The sequence below is a fragment of the Stenotrophomonas sp. NA06056 genome, from assembly GCF_013364355.1.
Classification (GTDB): Bacteria; Pseudomonadota; Gammaproteobacteria; order Xanthomonadales; family Xanthomonadaceae; genus Stenotrophomonas.
In genome coordinates, this window is sequence record NZ_CP054931.1 from 606,827 (window position 1) to 621,887 (window position 15,061).

12 protein-coding genes are annotated in these 15,061 nt (G+C 67.2%); 5 read left to right on the forward strand and 7 right to left on the reverse strand.

The annotated features are described in order from the left end of the window. Positions 1-24: 24 nt before the first annotated feature. Positions 25-465, reverse strand: a complete 441-nt coding sequence (locus HUT07_RS02725) for a universal stress protein (RefSeq protein WP_176019627.1) — start codon at positions 463-465, stop codon at positions 25-27. A 141-nt stretch (positions 466-606) separates the two neighbouring features. Here HUT07_RS02725 and HUT07_RS02730 point away from each other — a divergent pair, with 141 nt between their 5' ends. The 4 genes from HUT07_RS02730 to HUT07_RS02745 all read left to right on the forward strand — a co-directional run bounded on the left by HUT07_RS02730 (position 607) and on the right by HUT07_RS02745 (position 5,719). Then, entirely contained in the window at positions 607-1,524 is a 918-nt protein-coding gene (locus tag HUT07_RS02730; protein WP_176019628.1) for a LysR family transcriptional regulator, read from the forward strand. 154 nt (positions 1,525-1,678) lie between these two features. Continuing rightward, positions 1,679-3,208, forward strand: a complete 1,530-nt coding sequence (locus HUT07_RS02735; RefSeq protein ID WP_176019629.1) for an MFS transporter — start codon at positions 1,679-1,681, stop codon at positions 3,206-3,208. A 22-nt stretch (positions 3,209-3,230) separates the two neighbouring features. Then, positions 3,231-4,313 (forward strand): HlyD family secretion protein, encoded by a 1,083-nt coding sequence (locus HUT07_RS02740; RefSeq protein WP_176019630.1) that lies wholly within the window; start codon positions 3,231-3,233, stop codon positions 4,311-4,313. Then, on the forward strand, positions 4,310-5,719 hold the full coding sequence (locus HUT07_RS02745) for an efflux transporter outer membrane subunit (protein ID WP_176019631.1): 1,410 nt from the start codon (positions 4,310-4,312) through the stop codon (positions 5,717-5,719). Before HUT07_RS02740 ends, HUT07_RS02745 begins: the two co-directional genes overlap by 4 nt. Before the next feature lie 53 nt (positions 5,720-5,772). Here the strand turns inward: HUT07_RS02745 and HUT07_RS02750 are convergent, their stop codons facing one another. The 6 genes from HUT07_RS02750 to HUT07_RS02775 form a co-directional block, all read right to left on the reverse strand. After that, positions 5,773-6,171, reverse strand: coding sequence for a hypothetical protein (locus tag HUT07_RS02750; RefSeq protein WP_176019632.1), 399 nt, complete (start codon positions 6,169-6,171; stop codon positions 5,773-5,775). 152 nt (positions 6,172-6,323) lie between these two features. Further along, entirely contained in the window at positions 6,324-6,662 is a 339-nt protein-coding gene (locus tag HUT07_RS02755; protein ID WP_176019633.1) for a hypothetical protein, read from the reverse strand. 78 nt (positions 6,663-6,740) lie between these two features. Then, complete coding sequence (locus HUT07_RS02760) at positions 6,741-7,682, reverse strand: DegV family protein (RefSeq protein WP_049464775.1); 942 nt, start codon at positions 7,680-7,682, stop codon at positions 6,741-6,743. Between the two features lie 95 nt (positions 7,683-7,777). Beyond that, positions 7,778-8,410 (reverse strand): DsbA family protein, encoded by a 633-nt coding sequence (locus HUT07_RS02765; RefSeq protein WP_176019634.1) that lies wholly within the window; start codon positions 8,408-8,410, stop codon positions 7,778-7,780. 19 nt (positions 8,411-8,429) lie between these two features. Next, the gene (locus HUT07_RS02770; protein ID WP_176019635.1) at positions 8,430-9,698 is read right to left on the reverse strand and encodes an amidohydrolase family protein; all 1,269 of its coding nucleotides are present in this window, start codon (positions 9,696-9,698) and stop codon (positions 8,430-8,432) included. After that, entirely contained in the window at positions 9,698-11,107 is a 1,410-nt protein-coding gene (locus tag HUT07_RS02775) for an amidohydrolase (RefSeq protein ID WP_176019636.1), read from the reverse strand. The genes HUT07_RS02770 and HUT07_RS02775 overlap by 1 nt, the downstream gene beginning before the upstream one ends. 257 nt (positions 11,108-11,364) lie before the next feature. On the opposite strand from HUT07_RS02775, the gene HUT07_RS02780 reads away from it, so the two are divergent. Beyond that, positions 11,365-15,006, forward strand: a complete 3,642-nt coding sequence (locus tag HUT07_RS02780) for an autotransporter serine protease (protein WP_176019637.1) — start codon at positions 11,365-11,367, stop codon at positions 15,004-15,006. The last annotated feature ends 55 nt before the right edge of the window (positions 15,007-15,061 follow it).

Genomic DNA, 15,061 nt, shown 5'->3' on the forward strand with positions numbered 1-15,061 from the left:
CGTTCAGCGCTGGCGCCGGCGCACCTACGGATCGCGTGTTTCCACCAGCACCGGGCAGGGCGCGTGATCGATGGTCCATTGCCCGACCGAGGGCTCGAACAAGCGCTGCAGACGTGACAGATGTCGGTGGCCGATGACGATCAGGTCGCACTGCAGGCGGCGCGCCTGCGCGCTGATCACTTCACCCGGGTCGCCGCAGGGCAGCTGTGCGATGGCGTCCACGCCGCGCTCGCGCAGCTCGGCCAGGGCGTCGGCCAGCACGGCTTCGGCATGCGCCTGCTGCTTGGCGGCGGCGGGATATTCGCGGCGGTCGGCATCGGTGGTATTGGCGGCCAGTGCAAATTCGGGATCGAGCACGCACAGCAGGTGCAGGCGGCTGCGGGGGCCGGCCATGGCGGCGGCAAGGTCCAGCACGCGGTCGTGTTGGGGGCCGCCATCAAGCGCGACCAGCAGGGTGTTGAACATGAAAAGCTCCTTTGCAGGGCAATGATGGTCGCGCATGCCGTCGCGCGCACCCATGCCGTGCGCCGCAGTCAATGCGTGCACAGGACGCAACTCTGGCGGGTTTGGATTGCAGTAGAGTCATCGCATTTACGGGAGACTGCCATGCCCCTGCCGGACCTGAACCTCTTGCTGGCACTGGATGTGCTTATCGACGAATGCAGTGTGGCGGCCGCCGCGCGACGGATGAACCTCAGTGCGCCGGCGATGAGCCGTACCCTTGGCCGGGTGAGGGTGGCGCTGGGCGATCCGGTGCTGGTGCGCGCCGGGCGTGGGCTTGCCCCCACGCCACGTGCGCTGGAACTGCGTGAGCAGGTACGCGATGTGATCGAGCAGGCACACCGTGTGTTCAACGCGGGCCGCGAGGTTGACATGGCGACCCTGGAACGCACGTTCAGCGTGCGCGCCAACGATGTGTTCATCGGCAGCTATGGCGGCCGCCTGCGCGAAGTGTTCCGCCAACAGGCGCCGCGCTGCATGCTGCGCTTCGTGCCCGAAGGCGATACCGATGACGATGCGATGGTGCAGGGGCGGATCGACCTGTACATCAGCACCGCAGGCAAGCACAGCGCGGAAACCAAGGTGCAGCACCTGTTCACCACCTCGCTGCTGGGCGCGGCACGCGAGGATCATCCGCTGTTCGACGGCGACATCAGTGCCGAGCGCTTCGCCGCTTGCGACCACATCGCCGTGTCCCGGCGCGGGCTGGCGCACGGTCCGATCGACGAGGAACTGGCCGCGCTCGGCCTGCAGCGGCGGGTGGCGGTGGTCATCCCCACCTTCCACGGTGCGATCTTCGCCGCCGCCGATTCGGACCTGGTCCTGCCGCAGATGCCGAGCGTGATGCTCGACCGCATCACCCACATGGGCCTGCCGCTGCGCATGTTCCCGCTGCCGGTGCCGGTGCGTACCGTTGCACTGGTGCAGGCCTGGCACCCGCGCATGGACAGCGACCCGGCGCACCAGTGGCTGCGGCGGGCAATCAAGGGAATGTGTGATTCGGTCGAAGCGGCCCGCCACTGATCGCCTGCAGGTGTGCGCTGGACGCACGCCTGTGATGCCGGGCACGCCATTTTTCGCAGGCAACGACCTTTCTAGACTGCGCTCCCGATAGTTTCACTGAGCGCAATCCAATGACTCCACATATGCCGTGCACTGCACGGATCGGCAGCCGGCAGTGAGCACGCCTGCCGCCGTACTGCCGGCGCCGGCAGCGTCCCGTCCCGTCGCTGCACCTGGCCTCGACCGGCGCATCCTGGTCGGGCTGTGCGGTGTGCTGCTGGCGGTGCTGGTGTCGGGCTTCAACGAGAACGTCACCAAGGTCGCACTGGCCGACATCCGCGGTGCGATGGGTTTCAGCGTCGATGACGGCAGCTGGATCGTGGCGCTGTACAGCGCGATGTCGGTCAGCGCGATGGCGTTCGCACCGTGGTGCGCCGCCACCTTCTCGCTGCGCCGCTTCGCGCTGGTGATGATCGGCGGCTTCATGGTGCTGGGCGTGCTGTGCCCGCTGGCGCCCAACCTGCAGACCTTTCTGGTGCTGCGCGCATTGCAGGGCCTGTGTGGGGGTGCCTTGCCGCCGCTGTTGATGAGCGTGGCACTGCGCTTCCTGCCGCCAGGCATCAAGCTCTATGGCCTGGCCGCCTACGCACTGACCGCCACCTTCGGGCCGAGCATGGGCACCCCGCTGGCCGCGTTCTGGGTGGAGCAGGTGGGCTGGCACTGGGCGTTCTGGCAGATCGTGCCTTATTGCCTGGCAGCGATGGCGATGGTCGGCTGGGGGCTGCCACAGGATCCGTTGCGGTTGGAGCGCTTCGCCCAGTTCGACGGCGTCGGCCTGATGCTCGGCCTGCCGGCGCTGGTGCTGCTGGTACTGGGCCTGGTGCAGGGCCCGCGCTTGAACTGGTTCGACTCGTCGTTGATCACGCTGATGCTGGGGGGCGGTGCGGGTCTGCTGGTGCTGTTCTTCATCAACGAATGGTTCCATCCGTTGCCGTTCTTCAAGCTGCAGCTGCTGGCCAACCGCAACCTCAGCTATTCGCTGATTACGCTCGGTGGCGTGCTGTTCGTGCTGCTGGCGGTGATCTCCATTCCCTCCGGCTTCCTCGCCAGCGTGCAGGGCTATCGGCCGCAACAGACCGCGCCGATGCTGCTGTGGGTGGCAGTACCGCAGGTCATCGCGCTGCCGTTGGTGGCCGCACTGCTGAACATCCGCGCGGTCGATTGCCGTTGGGTGCAGGCCACCGGCCTGGCGTTGCTGGCGCTGGCCTGCTGGCTGGGCGCACATCTGGACGTCAGCTGGATCGGCGACAACTTCCTGTGGGTGCAGCTGCTGCAGGTGTTTGCGCAGCCGATGGCGGTACTGCCGCTGCTGATGCTGGCCACCGGGGGCCTTGCGCCACAGGACGGCCCCTTCGCCTCGGCGTGGTTCAACACGGCGAAGGGCTTTGCCGCGGTGCTGGCCAGCGGTGTGCTTGAAGCGGTCGCGCAGGGACGCCGACATTTCCATTCCACCGTGCTGGTCGACCGCCTCGGTGAACAGCCGTGGCTGGCCGAGGGGCCGCAACTGGGCTCGCGCCTGCATGCGCAGGTGCAGGCGTTGACCTCGGCCGATCTGTATCTGCTGGTCGCGTTGGTCGCGCTGGCCTTCATTCCCCTCATTGCCTGGATGCCCACCCGCATCCATCCGCCACGTGCCGTGGCCTGATTCCCTTTGCAGGAGCCCCCTCATGACAATCAATCGAACGTACCTCAACGCCGGCCTTGGCCTGGGCGTGTTGGTCCTGGCCGGCGCCGCCTGGCTGCTGCTGCGCGACGGCAGCCACCAGGCCACCAACAACGCCTACGTGGTTGCTGATTACACGGTGGTCGCACCGAAGATCGCCGGCTTCGTCAGCGCGGTGGACGTGGAAGACAACCAAGCGGTGAAGGCCGGCGACGTGCTGGCCCGCATCGATGATCGTGACTACCAGGTCGCGTTGCTGGCCGCCCGCGCCGACCTGGCAAACGCGCGTGCGCAGCTGGCCAACGCACAGGCAGCGCTGGCACAGCAGGGCTCGCTGATCGAACAAGCCCGGGCGAGTGTGGATGTCAGCCGCTCCGAACTGACCCTGGCCAGCGCCGACGGGCAGCGTTACCGCGAGCTGGCCCGCGATGGCGCCGGTACCGTGCAGAATGCACAGCAGGCGCAGTCGAAGCAGGCCGTGGCCAGTGCGCACCTGCAACAGGACCAGGCCGCATTGTCGACCGCGCGCCAGCGCACCGACATCCTCGCTGCCGGCGTGCAGGCCGCTCAGGCAGGCGTGCAACGTGCCGAGGCCGCACAGGCGCGCGCCGAACTGGATCTGTCGCACACAGTATTGCGTGCACCGATCGACGGCATGGTCGGGCGCCGCGCAGTGCGCGTCGGTGCCTACCTGACCCCGGGCACGCCGGTGGCTGCGGTGGTGCCGCTGCAGCGTGCCTTCGTGGTTGCCAACTTCCAGGAAACCCAGATGACCCGCATGCAACCTGGGCAACAGGTTGAACTGACGGTCGACGTGTTCCCCGGTACGCCCCTGCGCGGCCACATCGACAGCATTGCACCGGCCACGGGCGTGACCTTCGCTGCGGTTGCACCGGAAAACGCGACCGGCAACTTCACCAAGGTAGTGCAGCGCATTCCGGTGAAGATCGTGCTGGAGCCGGAGCAGCCGCTGCTGGACCAGCTGCGTGCCGGCATGTCGGTGGAAGCGAGCGTGGATCTGCAGGGTCCGCAGCGGGTGCAGAGTGCTCAGCGCCAGCAGCACCGCGCGGGCGGGGAGGGCGCATGATCCGCATATTCCCGCGTGTACTGGCTGCAGCGGCACTGTGCGCGGCATTGACCGCCTGCACGCTGGGCCCGGACTTCGTGCGCCCGCAGGCCGAACTGCCGACGCAGTGGCAGGGCGCAACGGTGGCATCAGCTGCGCTGGATGACGATGCGCGTTGGTGGTCCGGTTTCGACGACCCGCTGCTGGGGCAATTGGCGACGCAGGTACTGCAGGCCAATCTCGACCTGCAGTTGGCTGCCAACCGCGTGCAGCAGAGCCGCGCCGCGCGTGGTGTCACCGCTGCCGATCGCTTGCCCAGCGTCAACGCCACCGCCAGCGGCGTGCGCGCGCGCAACAGCGAGGTAGGCCTGAACGATCCGTCCGGCAACGGCGGTCGTGAGGACTATGGCCTGTTCCAGGCTGGCATCGGCATGAGCTGGGAACTGGATCTGTGGGGGCGCGTACGCCGCCAGGTGGAGGCCGCCGACGCACGCGTGCAGATGGCCGAGGAGGACGCACATGCGGTGCGTATCGCGCTGCTGGCGGAGACTGCGCGCGATTACCTGCAGTTGCGCGCAACGCGCCAACTGCTGGCCATCACCGAGGACAACCTCAGCATTGCCCGCGACATCAAGCGGTTGACCGAGGCACGCCAGCGCCATGGCGTGGCCAGCACGCTGCAGGTGTCCAGTGCGGCGGCACAGGTGGCATCGTTGCAGGCGCGTATCGCGCCGCTGCGCCATCGCGAATCACAATTGCGCAATGCGTTGGCGTTCCTGCTGGCGCAGCCGCCGCAGGCGTTGGACGCGCAGCTGCAGATCGCACGCCGCGACTGGCCTGCATTGCCGACCGTTGCCGTGGGCGTGCCCAGTGAGCTGGCCGAGCGAAGGCCGGACATCCGTCGCGCCGAAGCGGCGTTGCACGCAGCCACGGCGGGCATCGGCGTGGCCAAAGCCAGCTTCCTGCCGCGCATCACCTTGACTGGCGATGCCGGTTTCCAGGCCAAACAGCTGGCCGACCTGGATGGCTGGAACGCGCATCGCTTCAGCATCGGGCCGTCGATCAGCCTGCCGATCTTCCAGGACGGACGCCTGAAGGCCAACCTGGCGCTGAGCAGGCTGCAGCAGCAACAATCGGCGCTGCAGTTCCGCCGTACCGTGCTGCAGGCCTGGCATGAAGTGGACGATGCCATCGATGGCTATGCCGCCGAACAGCAGCGTACCGCGCAGCTGCACGTGGCGGTGGATGAGAGCGAGACGGCGCTGGGGGCCGCGCGTCGGCAGTACCAGGCCGGCGTGGTCGACATGCTGGATGTGTTGAGCACGCAGCGCATCGCGCTGGACAACCAAGCGGCGCTGGCCAACAGCCAAGCGACGGCGGCGATTGCACGCGTGGAGCTGTACCGCGCGCTGGGTGGCGGTTGGTAGGGCGCAGGATGGTAGTGCCGGCCGCCGGCCGGCAACCTGGCAGGCAGTCCGCCTCAGTCCGACGGCTTCTCGCGCTTGCGGAACAGCAGATAAGGCCAGATGCCGATCAACACCGCTGCGATGACCGTGCCGTAGACCAGCGCGAACACCGACTTGCCAGGCTCGGTCCAGACCATGCCCAGCAGAAGCAGGCCGAGCACGATGGTCGGCCCGCCCAGCAGGATCATCGCGAAGGTCTTTATCCGTCCACTGGTGGGCGCATTGGCGAGCTTGCCGACCATGTCGGTACCGCCGAAATGCACCTGCAGTGCATCGTTGGTGGAACGGGCGGGCTGCGGTTTTGCCGGTTCCGGCGGTGCCACCGGTTGCTGCAGGTCCATTTCCTGGGTCGCCGGCGGCAGCAGGTCCGACAGGTTGGTCTGCTCGATGAGGGCTTTCAGCTTGGGGTCCATGTGCAATCCGTGCGGTCGCCGTTGGCGGCGGCACGATAGCAGCACACCCAGGTGCCGGGTAGTGCCGGCAACGAGGAACGGGTAGATGCCAACCTTGGTTGGCAGCCTTTTGGGGAGCGCCAACCAGGGTTGGCGTCTACCCGAGCCGGAGCTCAACGTACGTCGCGCAGTTCCCAGTGGTGCCCGGCCAGCAGTCGCAGGCGCTGCTTGAACACGTCGCTGTCGATCCGGGTGGTAGCCACCAGGTTGATGCGCAGATCCTTCTGCTCGCCGGTCACGGTGGCGTCCGGATCGGTCACGCCCCACTGCGGTTCCACCGCATCCGGGTCCGGCTGCTTGTCGCGCCAGCGCTCGAACAGGCTGCCATTGCGCAGCGCATTCTGCAGTTCTTCGGCAAGGCCGGCGGCGCCCTGCGAATGGAAGGCCAGGTCGGGGTCGTTGCCGCGGGCCTTGGACGGGTCGGGCAGGCTGATGTGGTACTGCGCAGGCATGGTGATCTCCTTGTGGTGCGGCAAGGCTGGCATAAATGCGGTGGAACCGATGTGCAGATTCCAGCGCGTGGTTGACCTTCATTCAAACCGATGCGGCCCATCGGCGAAGCCCACGGTGACCGCGCCCTTGCCGACGTTGACCATGCCGGTCAGGCTCATCACCGATTCGTACACGGTCACGCCATGGCCGGCGCAGACCTCCTTCATCTGCGCGTAGCCGGGCAGGGCGCGCAGTTCGTCCAGTTCGCCGCCGTAGCTGACGCACACAGTGGGCGTCATCAGGCCGGCGCGTACGCGCTGGCCGACCACGCCGAACAGCTTCAGCACGGCATTGTCGAACCCCTTGATCTTCGCCACCGGCCCGGTCTCGCCACGGTAGCCATGCAGCACCGGCTTGATGTCCAGCGCACTGCCCAGCGCCGCGCTGAGCAGGCCGACGCTGCGGTCGCCCTTGTGCCGGGCGCGGGCACGCATGTAGTACAGGTCGCGGGTGACCATGTAGCCGTGTACGTTGCCGGCCAGTTCTTCCAGGCGCTCGCGGATCTGCTGCACGCTGGCGTCGCTGGCACGCAGGCGCACGGCTTCCACCGCCGTCACCGCCTGTGCGGCGAACAGGTTCTGGGTATCCAGCACGCGTAGCGCGAATGGCGAGTTGTAGCCTGCCGCCTGCCGCACCGGTTTGTAGTCGTTGAGGATGGCGAAGCTGGCCTGCAGCGCGTTGTCGTGGATCGGGCTGCGGGTCTTGGTGATGGTCATGCAGAACACGTGGTCGTAGTCGATCACCAGGCGTTGCAGGAACAGGTCGCGGATCTGGTTGACGCTGAAGGGGATGGTCTCCGCTTCGGCGCCGTGTTCGGCGACGTGTGCGTGCAGGAAGCTCAACGTGGCCTGCTCGTCGCGGTGGTCGGCGAGCACGGCTTCGCCGATCCGCACGGTGATCGGCAACAGCACGATGTTGTGCTCGGCAATGAAGTCCTGCGGCAGGTCGCAGGCCGAGTCGACGACGATTCCGATGCGCATCCGCAGCTCCCCCTCCAGGGCGGTTGTAGGTTCGGAAATGTGAAAACTATCTCAAAACTGGATCGGACGCGCGAGGGAAACGCGTCAACGCCTGTTCAGCGACTGCGCTGCACCGCCATCGGCAGCGCCACCGCCTGCTGCCAGTCCGGCTGATCCAGAAGGCCCGGGTCATCCAGTACCGCCACCATCAGCGGGTGGGTTTCGTTGCCCCAGAACAGTTCGCCATCGATGGCCAGTGTCGGCACGCCGAATACGCCAGCCTCGATCGCCGCGTCGGTGTTGCGACGCAGCTGCTCCTTGATCGCCGGCTCGCCAATGGCGGCCTCCACGTCGCTGATACCCAGCCGGGCGGCGGGTTCGCGCAGGGCCGGGGCACTGTCAGCCGCGTGGCCGTCGCGCCAGATCCAGTCGAACAGCACATCGACCGCCTCGGTGCTGACGCCCGCAGCCAGGCACAGGCGCAGCGCCGCCAGCGGGTTGAACGGATGCCCTGGCGGGAAGCGCAGCGGGGTGCCCTCGGCCTGCGCGGTCCACAGCAGCTGGCGGTACATGAAACGGCGCTTGGCCGGGATCTCGGCCGGGCCGAGGTTGCCCAGATGGTGCAGGACCGCACCGAAGGCGATCGGTACCGGCTGGATGTGCTCGAACTGCGGCAGCCGCTTCACCTTCTGCCAGTGCAGGTAGGAGTAGGGCGAGACGAAGTCGAAATACCAGCGCAGGGTGGGCATCGGTGGCTCCTGGTAACGGTCAGGGCTGCGCGTTGCGCTGCAGGTAGCGGTCGCGCAGTTCGGTCTGGCGCGAGCGCATCGGCATTGCGCGACCGCCCAGCCAGACCTGTTCTGCATAATGCGCCACATCCAGCGGATCGCCTTCCCACAGCACCAGGTCGGCGCGCTTGCTCGGCTCGATGCTGCCGATCTGGTCGGCCACGCCCAGCACCTCGGCCGGCACCCGGGTCAGTCCGGCCAGGCCGTCGGCCCAGGGCAGGCCATTGGCCACCGCGTTGCCGGCCAGCTGGCGCATCTTGCGCGCGTTGTGCGAGGCGTCGTCGCGCTGGGCAAAGGCCACCGGTACGCCGGCGCGCTGCAACCGCGCGGCGTTCTCCAGGGTGGCACCGATCTGGTCGAAGGTTGTTGGCAGGTTGCCCAGCGCGTCGACGAACACCGGTACCCTGGCCGCTGCCAGTTCCGGTGCCAGCTGCCAGGCCTCGGCACCGCCGGCGATGGCGATCTTCACCTTCTCGCGGGTCGCCCAGCGCAGCAGCTGGCGGATGTCGGCCGCGCGGTCCACTTCCACGACGATGCGGCCTTGCCCGGACAGATAGCGGGCCAGCGTGCGGCGACCGGCCGGAGTCAGCAGCGCATGCGGCGAGTCGGCGGCGACCTGGCCACGCGCTTCATCGACCATCTGCTGCAGCAGCATCCACTGCGCCGCGCGCGATTGCCCGGTCAGTTCAGACGCCGCCGCACCGAGGCGCAGGAACAGGGCGCGCGGGCCGATCGGGTCGGCACTGCCATCGAAACGCACGACGCCGCCCTGGCCGGCGACGAAGCCACCGCCGGTGGCCGCGCCCAGCGCTGTGAAGCCGATGCCATCCAGACGCGCGACCGGAATCAGCACCGAAGCGGGGTTGTAGGCCAGGGTCACGTCGAACTCGGGGCGCAGCGGTTGCTCACCGATCTTCAGCGCGCTGTCGACCGTGCTCGATTCGCCGGACACTTCCTCGATGCCGATCTCGGTGATGCCACCGAACAGGGCGGGGGTCAGCGTGCGGCCCTTGGCCTCGACCACCGGCACGCCGGCCGGCGCGGACAGGCCGCGACCCACCGCGCGGATGATGCCGCCCTGCACCAGCACGTCGGCGTCTTCGACGTTGCCGCGTGCGCTGGCGGTAGCGACGGTCGCACCGCGAACCAGCAGGTCCTGCGCCTGTGCAGGCGACGCGATGCAGGCCAGCGCCACGATTGCAACGCCGAGCGTTGCGGAAGACTTCGCCATTGCCTTGAACATGCCCATCAGCGCAGCTCCTGCCCAAGTTGGAAATCCGATCGCGGCGCCGCCGGTGGCGTACTGCGGTCGTACACGCGGCGGCCGTCGACAAATACCTGCTCGGCCAGTGCGTAGGAACTGAAGGGGTTGCCGTTCCAGATCACCACGTCGGCCATCTTTCCTGCCTCCAGCGTGCCGGTCTGTGCCTCGATGCCCAGTGCCTTGGCGGCGTTGGCGGTCATCCAGGTGATCGCGCGTTCCGGTGCGATCTCCGGCATGTGCGCGCGGCGTGCGGCGGCCATCACCTTGGCGGCTTCCTGGTTCAGGCGTTGGATGCCCTCGGGCGAGTCGGAGTGGACGATGGCACAGCTGTTCTTGGGACGGTCGACCAGCGCGATGTTCTCGGCAATGCCGTCGAAGGCCTCCATCTTGAAGCCCCACCAGTCGGCCCACAGTGCCCCGCAGACGCCTTCGGCGGCCAGCCGGTCGGCCAGCTTGTAGGCCTCCACGCCGTGGTGGAAGGCGGCCACCTTGAAGCCGAATTCCTTGGACAGATCGAGCATGGTGGCCATCTCATCGGCGCGATAGCAGTGGATGTGTACGCGGATATCGCCCTGGATCGCACCGGCCAGCGTGTCCAGCTTGAGGTCGCGCTTGCCGCCGGCGTCACCGGCACTGTCGCCCTTGTCGCTGCCGAACCAGCCTTTGCGCTTGGCCGGCTTCGGTTTGTTCTTGGCGATGTAGTCGGCCGCGTCGATGAAGGCCGCGCGGTAACCGGCGACGTTGCCCATCCGCGTTGCAGGTGCCACGCCCTTGCCACCGCCATAGACGCGCTTGGGGTTCTCGCCGCAGGCCATCTTCAGGCCCCACGGTGCGCCAGGGAATTTCATCGCCTGGTAGGTGGTGGCAGGCACATTCTTCAGCGTTACGCCGCGGCCACCGACCAGGTTGGCCGAGCCGGGCAGTACCTGCATGCTGGTCACCCCGCCGGCCAGTGCCGCCTGGAAACCGGGGTCCTGCGGCCATACCGAGTGCTCGGCCCAGACGTTGGCGGTGACCGGCGCGGTCATCTCGTTGCCGTCGCTGTGCGCGCTTACGCCGGGGCTGGGATAGACGCCCAGGTGCGAATGCACGTCGATCAGGCCCGGGGTCACCCATTTGCCGTCGGCATTGATGCGGGTAACGCTGGCATCGACCTGCAGCGCGTCGCCGACGGCAACGATGCGGCCATCACGCAGCAGTACGTCGGCATTGTCCAGCCGCTGGCCGGTGCCGGTCAGCACGGTAGCGTTCTGGATCAGCAACGGCCCATCGGGTTGCGCCTGGTAGGTGCTCGGGTAGGGATCGGCCACGAAGCGCGAAGCGCCCACGGCCGGCGCCGTGCTCAGTGATACCAGCGCCAGACCCAACCCGGCGCGCAACAACGTCGATGTCATGCAGATCCCCTTGGCAGCGTGTTCAACCCATCGACGCTAGCCGGGAGCACGGCCCCTTGCCAAGTGACGTTGGGCAGGGGGCAGGTGGGGGGAATTCCCGACAGTCACTGTGTGAAAAACGTATTAAGTTGACGTGAGCGCCGCCGATATCCGCAGGGCGGGCGAGCGCGCCCTGACCCGCCGCAGAGGTGTTCCCACAGTGCTCCACGAGGGAGCAGCACCCGAAACAATCCATGGAATCAAGGACGTAACTCCCGATGACCGTTTCAATGTCGTATCGCTCCACCGCTTCCCGCCGTTCTTTCCTGCCTTCCCCGCTCGCATCGGCCATTGTCGGCTCGCTGCTGATGGCCGCGGCACTGCCGGCCCTGGCACAGGGCAACGCAGACGAACTGACCCGCTATCAGTACCAGCGCAGCCTGCAGGCCGCATCGGCACGCCCGCACCTGAGTGCAGCGCCGGTGTCGGCATCGCTGCGCAGCGCCAACGGCATCGCCCCGATGGTCAGCGGCGAGCCGCAGCCGGTGATGGGCAGGCCGGGTGATCGCGCCAGTTGGCGTACCAGTGAGTTCAACCGCGACTGGGGCCTGCAGGCCGTCAATGCTGACGCCGCCTACGCGCGTGGGTTGACCGGCGCAGGTATCCGCCTGGGCGTGTTCGACAGCGGCACCGGCCTGGACCATCCGGAATTTGCCGGAAAGAACCATCGCAGCATCCATCTTGCCGATCGCCTGGCAGATGGATCGGCGTGCACCAACACCACCATGCTGAGTGGACCGGATGCCTGCTTCAGCAGTGACGGCGACCAGGTGGCCATTGATGCGCTGGTGTTCGACGGCAGCCTGACCCAGGCCCAGCTGGACCTGCTGGCGGCCAACGACTATGTGGAAGGCGCTTCCTACAACACCCACGGCACCCATGTCAGCGGCACCATCGCCGCCAACCGCGATGGCAGCGGCACCCATGGCGTGGCCTTCGGTTCGGACCTGAGCGTGGCGCGGCTGTTCTTCAACAGCGCCAGCCTGATCTACAACGACAACGGCACCCTGAGCCAGGGAGCGCTGGGCGGCGTCGGTCCTTCCGACGAGGTGTTCGCCGACCTGTACGCACAGATGAACGCGCAGCACGTGCGTGCGATCAACCACAGCTGGGGCTTCACCCGCGAGCCGGTCGATGCGGCCGAGCAGAACCTCAACTTCTTCAACAATCCGGCCTACGACGATTACTTCCGGATCATCGGCGACGGTTCGCGCGCCAACGGCATGATCCAGGTGTGGGCGGCGGGCAATACCACCGCACCCAATGCTTCGCCGGAAACCGCACCGATCGCCGGCGTGCATGCCACGCTGCCGCGCGTGCAGACAGACCTGGAGCCGTACTGGCTGGCGGTGGTCAACGTCAACCAGAACCTGGAACTGAGCAACCGCTCGATGCGTTGCGGCCTGGCCGCGAACTGGTGCCTGGCGGCACCGGGCACCGATATCGACTCGACCGTGTACGGTGCCGATTCGCAGATCGGTGGCAACGTGTACCTGACCGGCGCCAGCGGCAATGACGTGGCCTTCGACGTGACCGCGCGCATGCCGACCCACGCCTACGGTTCGATGTCCGGCACCTCGATGGCCGCACCGCATGTCACCGGCGCGCTGGGCCTGCTGTTCGAACGCTTCCCGTACCTGGACAACGCGCAGGTGCGTGATGTGCTGCTGACCACCGCTACCGATCTCGGTGCGGCCGGTGTGGATGACGTCTACGGTTGGGGCATGATGAACCTGGCCAAGGCCATTGAAGGTTACGGCTCGCTGCGCGTGAACACCAACGTGGTGATGAACCAGAAGGCTGGCGGCCTGAAGGTGTGGGAAGGCGATGCGTGGGACGATTGGACCAACGATATCGGCGGCCCGGGCACGCTGACCAAGAGCGGCATCGGCTGGCTGCGCCTGAGTGGCGACAACAGCTTCAACGGCGCGGTGGTGCGCGAGGGTGTGCTGGAACTTGATGGCGTCAACAGGCTGGGCAGCGTCTGGGTGCCCGGCGGCCGATTCGTGCTGAACGGTTCGCTGGTATCGACCCGCCTGGCGGTTGCAGGTGGCGAGGCCTGGCTCAACGCCGGATCGGTGGCAAGCGACGCGGATCTCGATCTCGCCGGCGGCAAGCTGGTGGTTGCCGGCACCGTTGATGGTCGTCAGTTCTACATGACCGATGGTACTGCCAGCATCACCGAGACCGGCAAGGTCCGCATGGACAACATCGACATGCGCGCCGGCACGCTGCAGGTGGACGGCACGCTGAGCAGCACCATCTTCTACATGTATGGTGGCACTGCCCGGGTAGGCACCAAGGGCGTACTGGACCACACCCTCCTGGACATCGTCGGCGGTGTGGTGTCGTTCAACGGTACCCAGAACGGTGGCATGACCGCGGTGGAAGAGGGCGCCACGTTGAAGGGCACCGGCACGCTCGGCTACACCATCGTCAAGGGCACCATCGCACCGGGTAATTCGATCGGCACGCTGACCATCAACGGCGACTACGTGCAGACCGAGACGGGCGTGTACCAGGCCGAGGTGGCACCGGGCAGCCGAAGTGACCAGCTGCATGTCATCGGCACTGCCACGCTCGGCGGCACTCTGGTGGCGCTGCCGGAACCGGGCTTCTACTACCTGGGTGAGCAGTTCAACTTCATCCGCGCCGATGGCGGCGTGAACGGGCAGTTCGCCGTTACCGACTTCAGCGCATTCTCGCCCTTCATGCAGTTCAACCTGGCCTATGGCGCCAACGGCGCGCGCATCGAAGTGACCCGCGGCAATTCGCTGGTCAGCTCGGCTACCACCGACAACCAGCGTGCGGTCGCTGCCGTGGCCGATACCCTGGCGATCAACCAGGGCCTGCCGAAGCCGCTGACCACGCTGTTCCCGCAGCAGGTGGGCGCAGCGCTGGACAGCCTCAGCGGCGAGCTGCATGCAGCTACCTCGATCGCATTGGTCGAGAGCAGCCGCTATGTGCGTGATGCGGCGCTGTCGCGTCGTGCCGGTGCGATCTCGCCGGGCGGTGACGAAGCGGCCGCGACCGGTGTGTGGGTGCAGGCAATCGGTGGCAATGGCACGCTGGATGGCAATGCCAATACGGCCCGCACCGAGGCCAACAGCAACGGCCTGCTGGTGGGCGTGGACCGCCAGTTCGGCGGCTGGCAGGTGGGCCTGCTGGCCGGCACCGGCCGTACCGACGTGAAGCAGCAGGACGGCCGTCGTGCGAAGTCGAAGATCGACAACACCCACTTCGGCGCATACGCCAGCCACAACTGGGGCGGTTTCGGCCTGCGTGGCGGCCTGGCATGGAGCGAGCATGACCTGGACAGCACCCGTGAACTGGCATTCGCCGGCTACAGCGATACGTTGAGTGCGCGCTATGACGGGCGTACCCGCCAGGCCTTCGTCGAAGCGGGCTACCGCTTCGGCGGCAGCGAGGCTGGCCTGGAGCCGTACCTGCAGGTCGCACGCGTTGAAGTGGACATGGAATCGATCAACGAGCGCGGTGGTGCTGCGGCCCTGCAGGGCAACGTCGACGATGCCCGCACCACCCTGGCCACTGCCGGTGTGCGCTTCGACAAGGGCCTGAAGGCTTCGTTCCAGCAGGACAGCTGGCTGCACGTGCGCGGCGGGGTGGGCTACCGCCATGCCTCGGGCGACCGCAATCCGATGGCCAGGCTGGGCTTTGCCAGCGGCGGCGATGCGTTCGCGGTCAGCGGCGCCCCGATCGCCGACAGTGCGGTGGTGGCCGAACTGGGCCTGTCGGCCTGGTTGACCGCCAACCAGCAGCTGGAACTGGGCTACACCGGCCAGTTCGGCGATGAAAGCCGTGACCATGGCGCCAACCTGCGTTGGTCGGTGCGCTTCTAAGCCATCGGGTTCCCAAGGCAATCCCCGGGAGGGCGGCCGCAGGGCCGCCCTTCTT

What these genes read in the sequence shown, in the direction of transcription:
- HUT07_RS02725 (WP_176019627.1), bottom strand. Translation starts at nt 465, where the DNA reads ATGTTCAACACCCTGCTGGTCGCGCTTGATGGCGGCCCCCAACACGAC.
- HUT07_RS02730 (WP_176019628.1), top strand. Translation starts at nt 607, where the DNA reads ATGCCCCTGCCGGACCTGAACCTCTTGCTGGCACTGGATGTGCTTATC.
- HUT07_RS02740 (WP_176019630.1), top strand. Translation starts at nt 3,231, where the DNA reads ATGACAATCAATCGAACGTACCTCAACGCCGGCCTTGGCCTGGGCGTG.
- HUT07_RS02745 (WP_176019631.1), top strand. Translation starts at nt 4,310, where the DNA reads ATGATCCGCATATTCCCGCGTGTACTGGCTGCAGCGGCACTGTGCGCG.
- HUT07_RS02750 (WP_176019632.1), bottom strand. Translation starts at nt 6,171, where the DNA reads ATGGACCCCAAGCTGAAAGCCCTCATCGAGCAGACCAACCTGTCGGAC.
- HUT07_RS02755 (WP_176019633.1), bottom strand. Translation starts at nt 6,662, where the DNA reads ATGCCTGCGCAGTACCACATCAGCCTGCCCGACCCGTCCAAGGCCCGC.
- HUT07_RS02760 (WP_049464775.1), bottom strand. Translation starts at nt 7,682, where the DNA reads ATGCGCATCGGAATCGTCGTCGACTCGGCCTGCGACCTGCCGCAGGAC.
- HUT07_RS02765 (WP_176019634.1), bottom strand. Translation starts at nt 8,410, where the DNA reads ATGCCCACCCTGCGCTGGTATTTCGACTTCGTCTCGCCCTACTCCTAC.
- HUT07_RS02770 (WP_176019635.1), bottom strand. Translation starts at nt 9,698, where the DNA reads ATGGGCATGTTCAAGGCAATGGCGAAGTCTTCCGCAACGCTCGGCGTT.
- HUT07_RS02775 (WP_176019636.1), bottom strand. Translation starts at nt 11,107, where the DNA reads ATGACATCGACGTTGTTGCGCGCCGGGTTGGGTCTGGCGCTGGTATCA.
- HUT07_RS02780 (WP_176019637.1), top strand. Translation starts at nt 11,365, where the DNA reads ATGACCGTTTCAATGTCGTATCGCTCCACCGCTTCCCGCCGTTCTTTC.